This window comes from Arthrobacter sp. RIT-PI-e, from assembly GCF_001187915.1.
Classification (GTDB): domain Bacteria; phylum Actinomycetota; class Actinomycetes; order Actinomycetales; family Micrococcaceae; genus Arthrobacter_D.
On sequence record NZ_LGIU01000034.1, the window covers coordinates 60,310 to 77,616 of the forward strand.

Genomic DNA, 17,307 nt, shown 5'->3' on the forward strand with positions numbered 1-17,307 from the left:
ATGAGCGCTGCATCTCCGCCACGTCCTCGGAAGGTTCGCTGCCCGGTGGAAGATCCGAACGGCCCGCGGCACACCGGTGCCCGATCGAGCGCACCGCGCCGCCTCCGCGTCATCGCGGCCGCCGTCGCGCTCGTGGTCGTGGTGGGCGGATGGGGATCAGCTGCCGCCGCCCTACCCGCCGAGGCGACGTCGGTCCCCTCACCCGCAGAACCCTCCCGGGCTCCCGAGCCCACAGCAACCGCAATCGAGTCCGAGGCACCTCCACCCGCGCTTACCGCGGTACCCGAGGAGCCGTCGGCCGAACCCACGAGCACCGACGAGCCGACACCGGACGAGCCCGAACCGGTCCCCACCGTCCCGTCCACCTCACCGGAACCGGTCCCCTCGCCCGAGCCCACCGGGAACCCGGATCGTGAGGAACCGGTCGATCAGCCCATCACCGAGTCCGACCGCGGGCCACCGGCGGAGGACGCAGCGGACATGTTCGGGCCCTTCGCACGCATCAGCGCATTCGCCGCGGGCGTGCCCGGGGAGCCCCGCCAGATCGGGATCGGGTCTTTCGAACAGGGTCTGACCAATGCCGCCAGCGGCCTTCCCGCCTATGCCGGCGGCAGGTACACGGCATCGACGGGCTGGGTGAACGGGACCGGTTGCACAGGAGTCCTCGTCAACTATGTTGCGCCCTATCCCAACCCCGCATTCTGCCCGACGCAGCCGAACGGCCTCGGGCAGTCCTCGCTCGCGGCACGCGACATCCGGCGTATGGCCGATGTGCTCGGGCAGGTGCAAGCGGGCGTGGCCGGCCCCGCCTCCGCCACCGCCCCTGCCAATGGTTCGACCGCGACGGGCACGCAACGCAACCACGCGCTCGTGTCCTTGCCGTACACCGCGGTCACCGGTGGCACGACCACGATGCAGTCCGTAGGCGCCATCGGCATCACGGCTCCCGACCCGCGGTTCTACGCGCTGACGATGAATGCCGTGGGCGCGCGCTGCGGCACGAACAACGCATCGCTCTCCCTGAGCCTCTTCACAGGCACCACGACCCTCCTGTCCGGCTTCGCAGCGCCCGTCGTCCCCTGCTCCAGTACGGGCAACGTCTACTACACCTCCCCGGCCCAGGCCACCCTCGGAACGGTTTCCGGCGTCGCCGATCCTGCGTTGTCACCGTCGGTCCGCGCATCGACCTACAACGGGACGAACACCGCACTCCTCACGCCCGCACAGATCTCCGCCGCCCGGGTGCAGCTCGTGAATACCGTGACGGGTACCGGCAGCGGGTTCGGCGTCGACGACCTCCGGGTGCTCGACGTGACCCCCGCACTCGACGTGAGCTTCGACGCCGCGGAAGGCACGGCGACCGTCCCCACCACCCTGACGTACACGATCACCAACACCACGGACCTGCTCGCGAAGACCGACTGGGGTTTCAGCGTAGCGCTCCCCCGCGGGCTCACCGTGGCGTCGACCCCGTCGGTGGCAGGTACGTGCACGAACAGCGCCGGGGCCGCCTTCGCCGTCACCGCGGTGGCCGGGTCGAGCAGCATCACGGCCGTCGGCGGGGACCTCGCCGCGGGTGCAGTCTCGTGCACGATCTCGCTCGATGTGGTGGCTGGCACCCCCGGGACCTACACCAGCGGAATCGTGACCCCGACCGGGCTCATCGTCTCGCCGGCGGCCGAGCTCACGGTGGTGCCCGCCACGACGATCACCGTGCGCAAGAACCTGCCGGCTCGGACCGCGACGGCGGACCAGTTCACCCTGTCACTGCGGGAGGGATCCACGGTACTCGCGTCAGCCACCACCAGTGGCACGGCCACCGGCATCCAGGCCGCGCAGATCTCCCGTTCGGTGGTCCGGCCGGGCTCCACCTACACGATCTCCGAAGCATCGACCAACGGCGCCGGCATCGGCTACTCGAACAGTTACGAGTGCACCCGGTCCGGCACCGTCATCGCCTCCGGATCCGGCGGATCCGGCGGATCCGGCACGATCACCGTGCCCAACGAGGCGGGGGCCGAGGTCACCTGCACCTTCACGAACGCCACCCAGACGCCACGCCTGTTCTGCGACACCAACCACTTCTACTCGATCCAGGCCACCGGCGCGCTGGAGCAGGCAGATATCACTGCGGGAGGTCCTCCTGCCACCGTCGGGACCTGGACGAGCGTGTCATCAGTGAATGCCCTCGGCATCGGCGCAGGTGGGAGCGCCGCCTATGCGCTCGACCGGTCATCTGACGCAAGCGACGTGCTGTCCATTCTCAAGTGGACCCCGGGCGGCGGCTTCGTGAAGCTGCCCGGAACGGCCTACACCACCGTGGCCACGACCAACGGGGCGAGGGTACCGGGCAGCATCGTCGCCGGCGCCGTCGACCTCTCGAACGGCCGCTACCTCTTCGGCAAGTTCAACAGCGGTCGGTTCCACATCTGGAGCTTCACCGAGACGAACACGACAGCCCCCCGCTTCGCCTACGTGGGCTCGTTCGCTGCCGCCAGCACCTCGGCGAACGGTGACATGGCGTTCGACGCCGCAGGCAACCTGTACGTGGTCGGCACACCTCCGACCGACACCACGGCCACCACGAGCACCGCGACGATCTACACGATCTCCAGGGCCACGCTCGCCGCGGCGAACGGCGGCTCGCTGGCGGTCGGCGCCTCGACGCCGAAGACCTTGACCGGCACGGATGCGCCCTTCGCGGCCGCCAACGGTGTTGCCTTCTCACCACGCGGCACCCTCTACCTCGGTAATGCGGGAAGCGCCTACGAGTTCGATGCCAACACCGGTCAGCGAGTTCCGGGCACCCCGCGGGTGGCCGTCAACTCCACAGACCTGGCGAGCTGCACGACGCCCTCCACCATCACCGTGCAGAAGAACGTGGTGGCACGTCAGGTCCCCGGGGATCAGTTCACCCTGACGGCAGCGACGGGATCACCGCTGTCGACGATCGCCACGGCAACCACCTCCGGAGCCGCTGCCGGGCGCCAGACCGAGCAGCTGGGCCCCTTCCCCGCCGCAGCCGGCAGCACTATCACCATCTCCGAGTCCATGGCCGCGGGATCCGGTTCGGCGCTCAACAGCTACCGGACCTCCTACGACTGCTGGGCGAACGGGGTGCGACTGAGCGCGGGTAGCACCCCGACAGGCACCGTCACGATGCCGAGCGGCCTCGGCGTGAGTGTGACCTGCACGTTCGTCAACTCACCGGGTCCTGTCGCGGAGTCGAGGGTGCGGATCACGAAGATCATCCAGGAGGCCTCGGGCCTCACGCGTCCCGGCGTGGACTGGACCGTGGGTGTGACGGCGACGGCGACCGCGGGATCCGCGACGGCGACACCGAGCGAGGTGCCCCGGCAGCAGACCGATGCCGCAGGCCAGGCCGGCTGGCAGGTGGTGTACGGTTCTGCGGTGTCGCGGGCGACCGTCGTCGTCTCCGAGATCCAGCAGGAGGGTTTCGCCTTCGTCAGCGGCTCCTGCACCGTGAACGGCGTGAATCGTACCGTCGCCTTCACCCAGGCGGGGCAGGTCGTCAGTGCCGACGTTGCGAATGTGGTCCCTGGTCAGACCGTCGAGTGCGCGATGGTGAATCGGCCCACCGCATTCCTGACCCTCGTGAAGGATGTGACCTTCGGTTCCGCACTGCCGACGGACTGGGCCCTCAGCGCCACGGGCCCCGGCAGCGCACTGCCCGGCCCGTTCGGGCGCTCCGGCTCGAGCACGGCCTCGAACGTTCCCGTGACTCCCGGTGTCGCCTATCGTCTGGCCGAGAGCGGCGGACCGCTCACCTATGTGCAGACCGGTACCTGGCAGTGCCGCTCAGCGGCGGGGGCTCCCGTCGCCGTCACGGCGGCAGGGGACATCACCCCGCCCGGGGGCGCGGCGATCACGTGCACGGTGACGAATGCGACGGCGTCCCTCACCCTGCTCAATCAGGTCATCGACCCGCGGACGGGCTTCCAACCTGCGGACTGGAGGGTCACCGCGACCCCTGCGGCGCTACCGGGCGGGGTCCTGCCCACCGAGAGCCGGCTCGGAGCCGAGTACACCACCTCGGGCAACCCGGCCAGCACCTTCGACGTCCGGCCCGGTCACGGCTACACGCTCTCCGAAGCCGCCACCGATCCGCAGCGGCGGCTCGCCTACCAGGAACTTCGTCTCGAACGTCTCACCGGATCGACGTGGACCGCGGTGCAGTCACGAACCATCTCCGCTCCGGCGGCCGGGCAGACGGCGGTCTACCGCTTCGTCCTCGCCCCGGTGGAACCCACCAGACTGCCACTCACGGGTGGCACGAGCGCAGACGCGTTCTACATCGGAGGAGGGGTGCTGCTCGTCCTGGCACTCGCCCTCCTACTGTGGCAACGGCGTCGACGAATGCGGGGCGCCATCCGGTGATGACACCCCCCTGCCCTTCCGCCCTCTCCCACACAACTCGCATCTCACTCATAGGAGAAAACCCATGTCCATCCCCATCCTCCGGCGGTTCTCCGCTGCAGTCGGCGTCCTGGCGCTGAGCGCAGCCGCCGCCTTCGTCGCCGTCGCACCGGCGACAGCCGTCACCAACCCGGGCAACATCAACCCGGACACACCCCGCACCCTCACCCTCCACAAGTACGCGCTGGGAGCCGAGAACGGCCAGCAGCTCGGTACGGGGCAGGAAGTCACCGTTCCGGGGACGCCGCTCGCCGGCGCCACCTTCACCGCCGCACGGGTCCAGGACGTGGATCTCACCACTCCGGCGGGCTGGGACGCGGTCGCCACCCTCACTCCCGCCACCGCGGCCGGTCGGGTCACCACCGCCGACAACTTCACGGCCACCAGCGACACCAACGGGCTCGCGCGTTTCGCCAACGGCGCCAGCCTCCCCCTCGGTCTCTACCTCGTGACCGAGACCGCGCTGCCGGTCGGGGCCACCAACCCGGCCGCACCGTTCCTCGTGACACTCCCGTTCCCGACCGGCCCCAACGGCGCACCGGCCAACCAGTGGATCTACGACGTCCACGCCTATCCCAAGAACGCCGTCACCGATCTGACGAAGACACGCGTCCCGGCCCCGGCCAACTCCGAGGAAGCCCGGAACCCCGACCTGATCCGCTGGGCGATCAACTCCGACATACCGACGCTGGCAGCAGGTGACCCCCTCAGCACCTTCACGCTGATCGACACGCTTCCCACGGACCTCACCTACCTCGAGACCGGCCCTTCCGGGGTCGCCCCGACCAGTGTGCGGGTGGCCAATGCCGCGAACGTCCCCCAGACCTTCACCGCCGGTACGGACTACACGCTGGTGTACGCCGCCACCCCGCGTAATCTCCCCGCCACCTCCACCCCCCCCGGTCTCACCCGCCTGCGGGCTCTGCCGGGAGGAGACGTCACGCTCTCCGTGCTCAGCCGTGCAGTGACGATCCCCTCCACCGGCATCATCACGAACACTGCCACGAGCGTGGTGAACGGCAGTACCGAGACGGTGAGCGGAAGCACCCCGATCGGTCAGCTCACGGTCTTCTCCTTCCAGAGCGAGAACAACGTGCGGACCCCGCTCGGAGGCGCCGTGTACCAGGTTTTCCTCAACCAGAACGACGCCAACCTCAACCAGAACCCGGTGTCCATCAACGGCATCCAGAGCTGGACCACCGCGCTCCCCACGGATAGCGGAACCACCGGCTTCGTCGCCATCCCGATCATCACGCCGGGCAACTACTACGTGCGCGAGCTGACACCGCCCTCCGGGTTCCAGTTGCCGACGCCGAGCCAGGTGCAGACCCAGGTGGTCGCCGGCCCGACGTCCACCACCACACCGGTGCAGAACTACGTCGAGTTCGAGCACGACCAGGTTCCGGCCTTCGCGCTCCCGCTCACCGGTGGTGACGGCGCCCTGTGGTTCACCATCGGTGGTGTCGGCCTCATCGCGGCTGCCCTCGGCACCGGTATCGTGGCGTCCCGCCGTCGTGCCGTCCTGGCACCCGCCGTCGCCTGAGTGGCACCGTGAAGGGGAGGGCGGGGCGTCATCGGGACGCCCCGTCCTCACCCGGTGAGAGGTCCATCGCGGGGGGCCGTCAGTTCCGCTGGCGGCTCCCCGTGGTGCCGCTGCTGGTGGCACTGGCGATCATCGCCGGGGCCGCACTACTGCTCTACCCGATGACGGCCGCCTGGTTCAGCTCGGTGGAGCAATCCCGGGAGATCGACAAGCTCACCGAAGGGATCAACGACCTCGGGGCCGAGACCCTGCGGCAGCGACTGGCCGAAGCACGCGAGTACAACCGGAACCTCAGCGGCGGTGGCGCCGCCGTCGCGGCGAACGAGCGCCTCCCGCTCGCCGACGAACCGCGCCCCGACAACGCCCCGGACTACTCCTCCATGCTCCGGGGGGACTCGGAGGGGCTCATGGCGCGGATCCGGATCCCCTCGATCAAAGCTGATCTGCCCGTCTACCACGGGACGAGCGATGCCGTCCTCGAGCGTGGCATCGGTCACCTCGAGGGCACCGCGCTGCCCGTCGGCGGGCCGTCCACCCATTCCGTGATCACCGGGCATCGGGGCCTTGCCACCTCCGAGCTCTTCACGAACCTGAATGAGGTCACGGTCGGCGATACCTTCACCATCGAGGTGTTCGGGGAGACGATCGCCTACCGCGTGATCGAGACGCTCGTCGTCGAACCCGAGGACACCGAGAGTCTCCTCATCCAGCCCGGCCGCGACCTGATGACGTTGGTCACCTGCACCCCGCTCGGGATCAACAGTCACCGCATCCTGGTCACGGGTGAGCGCGTGGTCCCCACCCCGCAGGCCGATCTCGATGCCGCAGGCGATGCACCCGATCTGCCCGGTTTCCCGTGGTGGATGGTGATCGCGGGCGGCGTGATCGCGGGCGCGGGCACCTACGTGTGGATCTCGGGGCAGCCGCCCCGTGTAGTGCGGGAGCAACTCGCGCAGGAACGGGCGATGACGTCGGGGGCCGGTGACTCCTGATCGACGGTGGCGAGCGCCCTGCGGTGACCATCACCTCCGTGGTCACCGCAGCCTCGCCCTCCCATGGACCGGGTTCCTGGCCACACTGTGACCCGTCCGCCCGACACGGGGAAGATCAGTCGGCTTATCATCGAGGCATGAGCTTCAACGACAATGTGCGCATCGACCCGTCACGCGTCAACGACCGTCGAGGACGCGGCCGCGGAGCCGCGGTGGGTGGCGGTGTGGGCGGCGGGCTGCTGCTGATCCTGTCCCTGATCTTCGGCCCCGGCGTGGTGGACCAGCTCGGGCTCACCGACGGCACGACGACCACGCAGGAGCAGATCGGCGAGAGTGCCATCACCGACTGCGTGAGTGGTGCGGAGGCCAATGAACGGCTCGACTGCCGCATAGTCGCGACGGCCGAGAGCCTGGACAGCTTCTGGCTCCCCTACCTCGACCGGTTCGGCGTGACCTACACCCCGCCCGAGGTGGAACTGTTCACCGGGCGCACGAATACCGGGTGCGGAGCGGCGACGAGCGCTGTCGGCCCGTTCTACTGCCCCGTGGACGAGCAGACCTACTACGACACCGCGTTCTTCGACGAGCTGGTCACCCGGTTCGGCGCCTCCAGCGGCCCGCTGGCGCAGGAGTACGTGGTGGCCCACGAGTTCGGTCACCACATCCAGAAGCTCATCGGGACGCTCGACGCCGCACAACAGGATCCGCGCGGACCCGAGTCCGGCGGCGTGCGCGTCGAGCTGCAGGCGGACTGCTTCGCCGGCATGTGGGCGGCGAATGCGACGTCGGTCCCCGATCCGGACTCTGGCGAGCCGTTCCTCCGGCCGTTCACCACCACGGACCTCCAGGACGCCCTCTCGGCCGCCGCCTCCGTGGGGGACGACCGCATCCAGGAGGCGGCGACGGGGCAGGTGAACCCCGAGGGGTGGACGCACGGTTCGAGCGCCCAGCGCCAGGCCTGGTTCACCGAGGGCTTCGAGATGGGGGACATCCGATCCTGCGACACCTTCGCTGCGGAGAACCTCGACGCCCCCTGATGCGGTGGGGTCCGCCCTTCCGCCGCCCGGTCAGCCGATCAGGCCGCCGAAGAGGAGGGACACCATCATCGCGACGATCACGGAGTTGAAGGTGAAGGCGAAGAGGACGTTGAGGCGGACGAGTGTCCATGCCCGCCGTGAACGGATGGTGGCCGACACCGTCGCCGCCATGGTGGAGAGCAGCACGGCGAGGGTGAGGTAGTCCGTGAACCGCGGATCCTCCTCGACCTCGAACGTGATGGCTTCCCGTCCGTCCGGGGCGGTGGCGGCCAGCCGTAGGTACTCCAGGGCGAAGGAGTAGACCATCATCGCCCAGGAAGCGGCGACGGTGAGCAACCCCAGGAGGACGAAGCGCCAGTCGTCACGGAACGATTCGTTCTGCGCGATGAAGATGGTCAGGATCACCGCGGCCAGGGCGCCCATGAGGGTCCAGCTCGAGGCGCCGCCGTACCCGAACGCCCTGATCCACCAGCGTTTCAGGTTCCGCGCCTCGCGGTGGGCGGTAGTACTCAGACCGCGTGGTCCTTGCCGCGAATAGGCGAGGTGCGTCCAGGACAGGTAGACACCGACGAAGACCGGCCAGGTGACGAGGTAGAACGGGATCAGGGTGCTGGAAACGTCGCCATCCACCGGGATGACGCCGGCGAGGAGAAGAGCCGTCACCGCACCGACGCCCACGAGACCCGCGACCAGCGAGCTCCAATTCGCGCGGGCGGTGTCGCTGACGTAGCGGGTAGCCATGGGCCCAATGCTCGCACAGGCCTGCTCCGGTGGCGCAGGGGCGACGCTCGCGCCATCATCTCCGCCCCGCCGGGTCACACGTCGTGAACAAGTCATATCGATCACGTCGCGTTCGCTGCGACAGAGGACGACATCGACGCAGCAGTGAGCCGATGGGGTTCGACGGCTCGAGCGCGTTGCACTTCGGCGCTCCAGCCGCGGGAATGAGTCCGGTCGGACGAATCGAATGATCCGGATTGGGAAAGGAATTCCCCCCCACTCATCCGACGGCGGATCACCGCGCCGATGCCCACACCGACCACGCCGATCGTCGGCCGACGAGGGTGTCGATCATGGCTCCGGCGTCGAGGCCGGGTCGAAGACGCAGCTGTGCGTCACCCGCGAGTCTCACGGGAAGAATGCCGCCTACGCCGTGCTCCGTCCTTCCGGTGGTCGGCCGACGTTCATCCCCGGCGTTCCCTGCACAGCGGCCGCACAGCTCCGTGACAGCCCGGCGCTAAGCACGGGCGCCACCGTGGTGGTGAAGGACGGACCCGCCAGGAGGACACGATGATCAGCTACCGCCCCGCACCTCAGCTCACCACCGGACGCAGAGGTTTCCGGGCAGCCCTCGGAGCGATGATGGTGGCTGCTGTGGTCGGCACCGCGGCGTTCGGTCCGGTCGAGGTCCACGCCACTGCGGCCGACGGCACCACGGCGAGCGCCGCGGCCCTCGAGACCGGGGCGCCCGCGGGGCGGGGCACCCCCCGCCGTGAGGGTGCCGGCGGGGCCACGGACCACGGGACGACGACGGATCTGCTGCGGGGCTGAGGTCCCGGCCGGTTCCGCCGCCGTCGTTCCCGCGCACGTACCCGGACGATCCGGGTGCGTGATACTGGAGCCAGCAACCGCGTCAGGAAGAACCGGGCACGCGTACGAGAAGTGATGACACCACCCAGGAAGACACGATGACCGACGCCTCGCACCACTCGACGACCGACAATCTGCCGCGGTTGGCGCATCCCGACGGCACTCCCATCCGGGCGCTGGTGGTCGACGACGAGACGAGCCTGGCGGAACTGGTCAGCATGGGGTTGCGGATGGCCGGGTGGAGCGTGACGACCGCGAGTAACGGGACCAGCGCCGTCGCTGCCGCCCGGGACTTCCGCCCGGACATCCTGGTCCTGGACGTGATGATGCCGGGCGTGGACGGGATCGAGGCCCTGAAGAAGATCCGCGCGTTCGCCCCTGCCGTGCCGGCGTTGTTCCTCACGGCCAAGGACGCCGTCCAGGACCGGATCGCCGGGCTCTCGGCCGGGGGCGACGACTACGTCACCAAACCCTTCAGCATGGAGGAGCTCATGCTGCGCCTCCACCGTCTCGTCCAGCGCTCCGGGGTCGCGGCGTCGGATTCGGCCGAGCTGGTGGTCGGGGACCTCGTGATGAACGTCGACACGCGTGAGGTGACCCGCGACGGGGAGGACATCACCCTGACCGCGACGCAGTGGGAGCTGCTGCGGTACCTGATGGAGAACCCGCGCCGTGTGGTCAGCAAGTCCCAGATCCTCGACAACGTGTGGAACTACGACTTCGGCGGGCAGGCGAACATCGTCGAGCTCTACATCTCCTACCTGCGCAAGAAGATCGACGCCGGACGTGCCCCGATGATCCACACGATGCGCGGCGCCGGCTATGTCCTCAAACCGGCCCCATGACGGACCCCCGGCATCCCCCTCGGTCATCCACACGGCGGTCGTTGCACCTGCGCACCAAGCTGGTCCTCGCCACCCTGGCCCTGCTCACGGCGATCTGCCTGGCCATCGGCGTGTTCGGCCACGTGGCGATGAGCACCTATCTCACGGCCCAGCTCGATCGCGCCCTCACCCCCGCGGCGGGCCGGGCCGGTTTCCCGGACGGGCCGCCACCGGGGAGCGACTCGCGCGATGGCAGGGGTCCGTTCCGCAGCCTCGATCCCGGTAATGCCGCCGGGCAACGCCCCGGCACCCTGAACGTCGTGTTCGACGACGGCCGGGCCCGGACCTCGGCACTGGTGCAGGAGGACGGGAGCACCGAACCGCTCACCGACGCCGACCTCGGCATCCTCGCCACCCTGGACCCGGCGGCAGGACCGGAGGAGGTGACGCTGAGCTCGGGGCGCTACCGGGTGGACGCCGCGGATCTACCCACCGATGCAGACGGGAGCATCCTGGTCACGGGCCTGTCCACGACCGAACGGGACAGCACCCTCTCCTCCCTGGACGCGATCATCGCGGGTCTCGCCCTCGCGGGCCTGGCCCTGACCGGCGTGGTGGGCACCGTCATCATCCGCAGGTCACTGCGCCCGCTCGAGGAACTCTCCGGCGTCGCGACGTCGGTCTCGCAGCTGCCGTTGTCCTCGGGTGACGTCGCCGTCGCCGTCCGGGTACCGCCGTCGGCCGCGGAGCCCGGGACGGAGGTCGGGGCCGTCGGGATCGCACTGAACGAGATGATCGACCACGTCACCGATGCCCTCCGCGCACGGCAGGCCAGTGAGACGAAGGTCCGCCGGTTCGTCGCCGATGCCAGCCATGAGCTCCGCACGCCCCTGACCTCGATCCGGGGCTACACCGAGCTGATCCTGATGAGCGAGCCGGTGAGCGCTGCGGGCCGTTCCGCCCTCGAACGCGTGGACAGCGAGTCCCGGCGGATGTCCTCCCTGGTCGAGGACCTCCTCCTGCTGGCCCGCCTCGACGAGGGTCAGCGCGAGGCGGCCTCCCCCGTGGATCTCACCGAGCTCGTGATCGAGACGACCAGTGACGCGCGGGTATCGGCCACCACCCACTCCTGGGCCCTGGAGCTGCCCGAGGAGCCGGTCGAGGTGCATGCCGTGGAGACCGAGATCCGCCAGGTGCTCATCAATCTGCTCGCCAACGCGCACAAGCACACGCCCCCCGGCACGAGCATCACCGTGAGTCTCCGCGGGGACGAGTCCGCCGCGTCCGTCGCCGTGACGGACACGGGCCCGGGGATAGCACCTGAGCTGCTGGACAGCGTGTTCTCCCGCTTCAGCAGGGGCGACGCCGCCCGATCGTCCGGCACCGGCAGCACGGGTCTCGGTCTGGCCATCGTGCAGGCCCTCGTGGAGGCCAACAGCGGCACCGTCACGGTGACCAGCGGACCCGGCCGCACGCAGTTCACCGTCACCCTTCCCGCCTGAGGCGCAGGTGGCCGGCACAGGTAGCGGGCATGTTTCACAGGTGGAGGAAAGGTTCGCGACAGGAGCGGCTTATCCTGCCGTTCCATGCTGGTTCCAGCCCATCCACCGGGCCACCACCACCGACGCCGCACTGCGGCAGAGCGAGGAACACCCATCATGACGAACGGAAAGAAGATCGCCCTCGGAGCCAGTGCGGCCGCAGTCGCCCTGGGGTTGAGCCTGGGAGTCACCGGGATGGCCACTGCCGCCACCACCGCACCGACACCCAGCACGTCGTCGTCCGCCACCGATGACGGTCCCGGCAGAGGCGAGGGCATGCGGGACGGCATGGGCGGGGGCCACGGCCCCCGTGGAGGCGGCATCGACGCAGCAGAGCTCGCCGCGAAGCTCGGCGTCGACGAGACAGCCGTCAGCGACGCACTGCAGGCGGCACGGGACGCCGGCAGACCGGAGGCCGGCGCCGACCCCGGTGCCAGGCCGGACCGGGAGGCGATGGAAACCTCCCTGGTCACGACGCTGGCAGAGGCACTCGGGGTCGACGAGGCGACCGTCCGGACGGCCCTCGACGAGCTGAGGACCGAGCAGCAGGCCGAACGCACCGCCGCCGTGCAGGAACGCCTCGACGCCGCCGTCGCCGACGGGTCCCTCACCCGGGCCGAGGCCGACGGCGCCGCGAAGGCGGTGGACCTCGGTCTCCTGGGAGGCGGCGGACGCCACTGACCTCCGCACCACTGCGACGACACGCAGGACGATGACCACGAGGCCCCCGCGATGCGGGGGCCTCGTGCCGTCCGGCCTCACCCCGGCGAGGCTCCGGACGATCCGGAGGAGTGAAACCGGGGCCTGCTGGATAAGCTTGTCGCGTGCCGCTCCACCCGTCGTACCACCTCGTTCCTGCCGCTCCGTCGCTGGAGGACTACCTCCGGCTCAGGACGGGCAGCGGACTCTCCCGGCGGAACCCCGAGCAGGGCGGAGCGGCGATCGCAGGATCGTGGGCGTTCGCCCATGTGGTCGGCCCCGCCGGGGAGCCCGTCGGCATGGGACGCGTGATCGGGGACGGGGGCTGGTACTTCGTCGTCGCCGACATGGCCACCCTGCCCGAGCACCAGCGACGCGGCGTCGGAGGTGCCGTGCTGGACAGCCTGCTCCAGGAGATCCGCACCCGAGCACCACGGGGCGCCTACGTCAGCCTCACCGCCGACCCACCCGGCCGCCGCCTGTACGAATCGCGGGGGTTCACCGACCTGGGAGCCCCCGCCGACGCCATGCACCTCTACCCGTAGGACGGCCCCACCGCCGGGACGACACGGTCGGCCGTGCACCGCTCTGTCCCCGGTGCGGAACAGGGAGGAGGCTCCCGCACCGCCGACAGGTGAGTGGCTCACAGGCAGGGCACAGGGCAGAGCTACACCTGGAAAAGGATCGGGCTCTTGACTCTTCCCATGACTACTTCACTCCCCTCCCCCCGCCGGACCTGGACCCGATTCGCCGCTTCGATCGCCGCCCTGGCGCTCGCCGGCTCCCTCGCCGCCTGCGGCACCACCGCCGATCCCTCCACCATCGGCACCGGGACCACGACCAGCGCCACGTCCAGTGCGACCTCCACCTCTTCCGGGTCCACCGCAGCCTCATCGACGACGTCCGCGGACACCGCAGCAGCAGGGACGACGGCGGACGCGACCACGACGGCCCGGACGGTCACGGACACGGCAGCCGCGGCACAGGCGTTCCTGGCAACGCTGACCGCTGAGCAGCAGGAGCAGGTCCTCTACTCCTACGACGACGCGACGAGGACGACGTCGTGGTCGAACTTCCCCGTGACCTTCGTGGAGCGGGCCGGGCTGAACCTGACGGACCTGTCCGAGGAGCAGCAGGCCGCCGCCCTGGACGTCCTCGAAGCACTCCTCAGCGAGGACGCCTACACCGAGGTCACCGGCATCATGGGCGGGGACCAGTTCCTGCTCGAGAACAGCTCGAGCACCGAGGACTCGCTCGGGCAGTACTACATCGCGTTCTTCGGGGACCCCTCGGACACCGGCGCGTGGGAGGTCCAGTTCGGCGGCCACCACCTCGGCATCAACGCGACCCTCGACGGAACTGCCGGCACGATCACGTTCGCCCCCACCCACCTGGGCTCCCAGCCGGCCGTCTACACGGACGAGGACGGCAACGAGGTCCAGCCCCTGGCCGGGATGTACGAGACGGCGTTCGCGTTCTACGACAGCCTCGATGCCGACCAGCAAGCAGCTCTCTACCAGGGCGAGGAGGTCTCGAACCTCACCTGCGCACCCGGGGACACCTGCGACTTCCCCACCGGCACCGGCATCGCCGGGGCCGACCTCACGGACGCGCAGAAGCAGCTGCTCCTGGACGTGATCGAGAACTGGGTGGGCCTGGCCGACGAGCAGACCACCGCTGATGCCCTGGCGGAGATCGAGGCGACCCTGGATGAGACGTACGTCACCTGGTCCGGTGCGACCGTGTACGACATGACCCAGGGCGAGGGGATCTACTTCCAGATCTCCGGGCCGGACGTCTTCATCGAGTTCTCCAACCAGCAGGGCTCCGCCGGCGCCGACGTCACCGGCTACACCACCGGCGGGTGGGGCCACATCCACACCATCTACCGCGACCCCACGAACGACTACGCAGGGAGCGTCACCCAGGAAGCATCCACCGGCATGACCGGAGGCCCCGGCGGAGGCACGGGCGGACCCGGCGGCACTCCTCCCAACGGGTAGGTCCCAGGTCGGGGGACCAACGAGGATCCCGTCGAGTGAGTCCGTCTCCTCTCGCACCCGACGGGAGGCGATCACAGTGTGTGTCAATCGGCGCCGCGGCGTACGCCTTCCTCGCAGCGCGTCACGACCAGTACGGCACCGGGTCCACATTGCGGTTACCGCAGAGCTACGACGGCGGCTCCCTCGCCTCGATCGGCGTCGTCTCGTCCTTCACCTACGACAACGCGCCGACCATCCTCGCATGGCTCGCCTCCGGTGCCTCCTCGGACCCGGCGCGTACGGGTCCATGCCGACAGGCCGCTCTCAGAGCCCTTGCCGAGCGGTGTCCTGGGAACGGTCGTTCGCCGTGACGGGGGTCGGTGCCCGTGACCTCGCTGTGGGGTGGATCAGCAAGCCGTGGATAAGTAACGGGCCAGGCGCTAGACATAGGGCTGACGGCAGAAGGAGTTCATGTGTTCGATCGGGTGGGACTGGGATCGTTTCTGCGACACCGGCGTGAAGCACTGCAACCAGAGGACGTGGGGTTGATACGCGGTCAACGACGGCGGACGGAAGGTCTTCGGCGGGAGGAAGTGGCCGGACTGTGTCACATGTCGACCGACTACTACGCCCGGTTGGAGCGTGGCACAGGACCTCGCCCGTCCGAGCAGATGATCACCTCGATCGCCCAAGGACTGCACCTGAGCCTGGGAGAGCGTGATCATCTGTTCTGGCTCGCCGGACACCATCCGCCGGTGCAGGGGCAGGCCAGCGACTTCGTCGGCCCCGGACTCCTGCGCATCCTGGACCGCTTGACCGACACCCCGGCGGAGATCGTCAGCGAGGTCGGTGACACACTCCGTCAGACACCGTTGGCGGCCGCCCTCCTCGGCGACGCATCCCAGAGATCGGGGGCAGGCAGGAGCGTCGGATACCGGTGGTTCACCGACCCCACAGCACAAGATGCCTACACATCGCAGGAACGTATCCAGCTCTCCCGCGTCTACGCCTCAGGGCTTCGACAACTCATCGCACTACGTGGACCGGGCTCGCGAGCCGCTGAACTCGCGGCGCTGCTGCAGGACAACGCGGGCTTCCGCCAGGTCTGGGATGCCCAGGACGTCGGGCTGGAACCGCCCGAGGTCAAACGATTCCTGCACCCGGCAGTGGGCCCCCTGGAGTTGAACTGTCAGACCCTGCTCGACCCGGACCAATCCCACCGCCTGCTCGTCTACACAGCCACTCCGGGTAGCGACAGCTACGAGAAGTTGCAGCTACTCGGCGTCCTCGGTGCGCAGACCACCGGCCCCTAGGACGCGGCGGTCCGGTATCCACTGATCGGCCATCCATGGATCGACAGGTCCTGGATAGGGTGCGGCACCCGGTGCACCATCGGATCAGGTACCCATCCGGTGACCGTGAACCCTCAATCGAAGGATACTTTTCGATGCCGCACACTCACGACCTGACCCTGCCCGACCTGACCGGACAGCTCGCTGTCGTCACCGGCGCCAGCGACGGCATCGGCACCGTGATCGCCCGCCGCCTCGCTGCAGCTGGTGCCGAGGTCATCCTGCCCGTCCGCAACCAGCACAAAGGCACCACAGCAGCCCGACGAATACACGCCGACGTCAGTGGCGCGAAGATCAGCATCCGTTCCTTGGACCTGTCCTCACTGAAGTCCGTCTCAGCACTCGTCGCTGATCTCACCGGTGAAGCCAGGCCCATCGACATCCTGGTCAACAATGCCGGCGTCATGCACCCACCCGTACGACAGGAAACCCTGGACGGGTTCGAACTGCAGTGGGGCACGAACCACCTCGGCCACTTCGCCCTCACCCTGGGACTGCTACCGCTCCTTCGCGAAGGCCGAGCCCGCATCACCCACCAGAGCAGCATCGCTGCCCGGAAGGGCACCCTGAACTGGGAGGACCTCGACCACGAGCAGAACTACAACATGATGAAGGCCTACACAGCGTCGAAGATCGCCATCGGCCTGTTCGCTCGGGAACTCGACGCCCGAAGCCGGACCAACGGATGGGGTATCAGCAGCAACCTCGCACATCCCGGCATCACACCCACGAACCTCCTCGCCGCCCAGCCCGGGATGGGCCGCAACCGTGTCTCCCCGGAACGCCGCATCATCGGCGCCCTCTCCCGTATCGGTGTGGTCGGGACCCCGGACAACGCAGCGTTACCCGCGCTCATGGCAGCCACCACCCCCGACACCGGGGACCACTTCTTCGGACCCGGACACACCCTGGGCGGACCCCCGACCGCCCAGGCGCACTGGGCACCCACGCAGAACATGGATGACGCCCGCCGACTGTGGGAGGTCTCCGAACAACTCATCAACCACAGAACCGCCCACTAGATCAGCCAGACATGCGATGAAATGCGAAGCGCCGCCCCAGATGTCGCGTCATGTCCGGACCTGCGCACGGAAGTGTTGCAGAACCCGGAGAAGGACCCTGGAACAACGCTCGCACAGCAGTTCAGAACTATGGCGTCGAGGTGTACCCCGACGCGACGCTTGGGACTGTCTGAATAACGGTGTGTGAGGGTCCGGCCTGATCCGAAAGGAGATGGCCGTGAAAGACTTCACGACCGAAGCAACAGAGACGATGATCGATCCTGTGACAGGAGAAATCATCGACCAGAA

At 68.9% G+C, this 17,307-nt stretch carries 14 protein-coding genes; 13 read left to right on the forward strand and 1 reads right to left on the reverse strand.

Translation table 11 applies throughout. The features are described 5' to 3' along the window. Positions 1-45 precede the first annotated feature (45 nt). From AC792_RS02455 to ypfJ, 4 genes are all read left to right on the forward strand, one after another. Positions 46-4,398, forward strand: a complete 4,353-nt coding sequence (locus tag AC792_RS02455) for a DUF7933 domain-containing protein (protein ID WP_049829003.1) — start codon at positions 46-48, stop codon at positions 4,396-4,398. Between the two features lie 64 nt (positions 4,399-4,462). Continuing rightward, positions 4,463-5,980: a SpaH/EbpB family LPXTG-anchored major pilin gene (locus tag AC792_RS02460; RefSeq protein ID WP_049829004.1), complete on the forward strand. Its 1,518-nt coding sequence runs from the start codon at positions 4,463-4,465 to the stop codon at positions 5,978-5,980. An 8-nt stretch (positions 5,981-5,988) separates the two neighbouring features. Further along, a complete protein-coding gene (locus AC792_RS02465; RefSeq protein ID WP_235436311.1) occupies positions 5,989-6,972 on the forward strand; it encodes a class C sortase in 984 nt (327 codons plus the stop codon). 137 nt (positions 6,973-7,109) lie between these two features. Beyond that, positions 7,110-8,009: a KPN_02809 family neutral zinc metallopeptidase gene (ypfJ, locus tag AC792_RS02470; protein WP_049829006.1), complete on the forward strand. Its 900-nt coding sequence runs from the start codon at positions 7,110-7,112 to the stop codon at positions 8,007-8,009. Positions 8,010-8,039: 30 nt separating this feature from the next. Here the strand turns inward: ypfJ and AC792_RS02475 are convergent, their stop codons facing one another. Further along, positions 8,040-8,750 (reverse strand): DUF1345 domain-containing protein, encoded by a 711-nt coding sequence (locus AC792_RS02475; protein WP_049829007.1) that lies wholly within the window; start codon positions 8,748-8,750, stop codon positions 8,040-8,042. A 549-nt stretch (positions 8,751-9,299) separates the two neighbouring features. On the opposite strand from AC792_RS02475, the gene AC792_RS02480 reads away from it, so the two are divergent. The 9 genes from AC792_RS02480 to AC792_RS02515 all read left to right on the forward strand — a co-directional run bounded on the left by AC792_RS02480 (position 9,300) and on the right by AC792_RS02515 (position 17,019). After that, positions 9,300-9,560, forward strand: a complete 261-nt coding sequence (locus AC792_RS02480) for a hypothetical protein (RefSeq protein ID WP_049829008.1) — start codon at positions 9,300-9,302, stop codon at positions 9,558-9,560. A gap of 137 nt (positions 9,561-9,697) precedes the next feature. Beyond that, a complete protein-coding gene (locus tag AC792_RS02485) occupies positions 9,698-10,444 on the forward strand; it encodes a response regulator transcription factor (RefSeq protein WP_049829009.1) in 747 nt (248 codons plus the stop codon). Positions 10,445-10,485: 41 nt separating this feature from the next. Next, complete coding sequence (locus AC792_RS02490) at positions 10,486-11,925, forward strand: HAMP domain-containing sensor histidine kinase (RefSeq protein ID WP_235436312.1); 1,440 nt, start codon at positions 10,486-10,488, stop codon at positions 11,923-11,925. Positions 11,926-12,081: 156 nt separating this feature from the next. Further along, entirely contained in the window at positions 12,082-12,645 is a 564-nt protein-coding gene (locus AC792_RS02495; RefSeq protein ID WP_049829011.1) for a hypothetical protein, read from the forward strand. A 143-nt stretch (positions 12,646-12,788) separates the two neighbouring features. Then, a complete protein-coding gene (locus AC792_RS02500; RefSeq protein WP_049829012.1) occupies positions 12,789-13,208 on the forward strand; it encodes a GNAT family N-acetyltransferase in 420 nt (139 codons plus the stop codon). A gap of 159 nt (positions 13,209-13,367) precedes the next feature. Beyond that, on the forward strand, positions 13,368-14,666 hold the full coding sequence (locus tag AC792_RS02505; RefSeq protein ID WP_049829013.1) for a DUF3500 domain-containing protein: 1,299 nt from the start codon (positions 13,368-13,370) through the stop codon (positions 14,664-14,666). An 80-nt stretch (positions 14,667-14,746) separates the two neighbouring features. Continuing rightward, complete coding sequence (locus tag AC792_RS16760; protein ID WP_152915983.1) at positions 14,747-15,016, forward strand: hypothetical protein; 270 nt, start codon at positions 14,747-14,749, stop codon at positions 15,014-15,016. Positions 15,017-15,118: 102 nt separating this feature from the next. Next, positions 15,119-15,958, forward strand: coding sequence for a helix-turn-helix transcriptional regulator (locus AC792_RS02510; RefSeq protein ID WP_049829014.1), 840 nt, complete (start codon positions 15,119-15,121; stop codon positions 15,956-15,958). Positions 15,959-16,092: 134 nt separating this feature from the next. Next, positions 16,093-17,019, forward strand: a complete 927-nt coding sequence (locus tag AC792_RS02515) for an SDR family oxidoreductase (RefSeq protein WP_049829015.1) — start codon at positions 16,093-16,095, stop codon at positions 17,017-17,019. Positions 17,020-17,307: the final 288 nt, after the last annotated feature.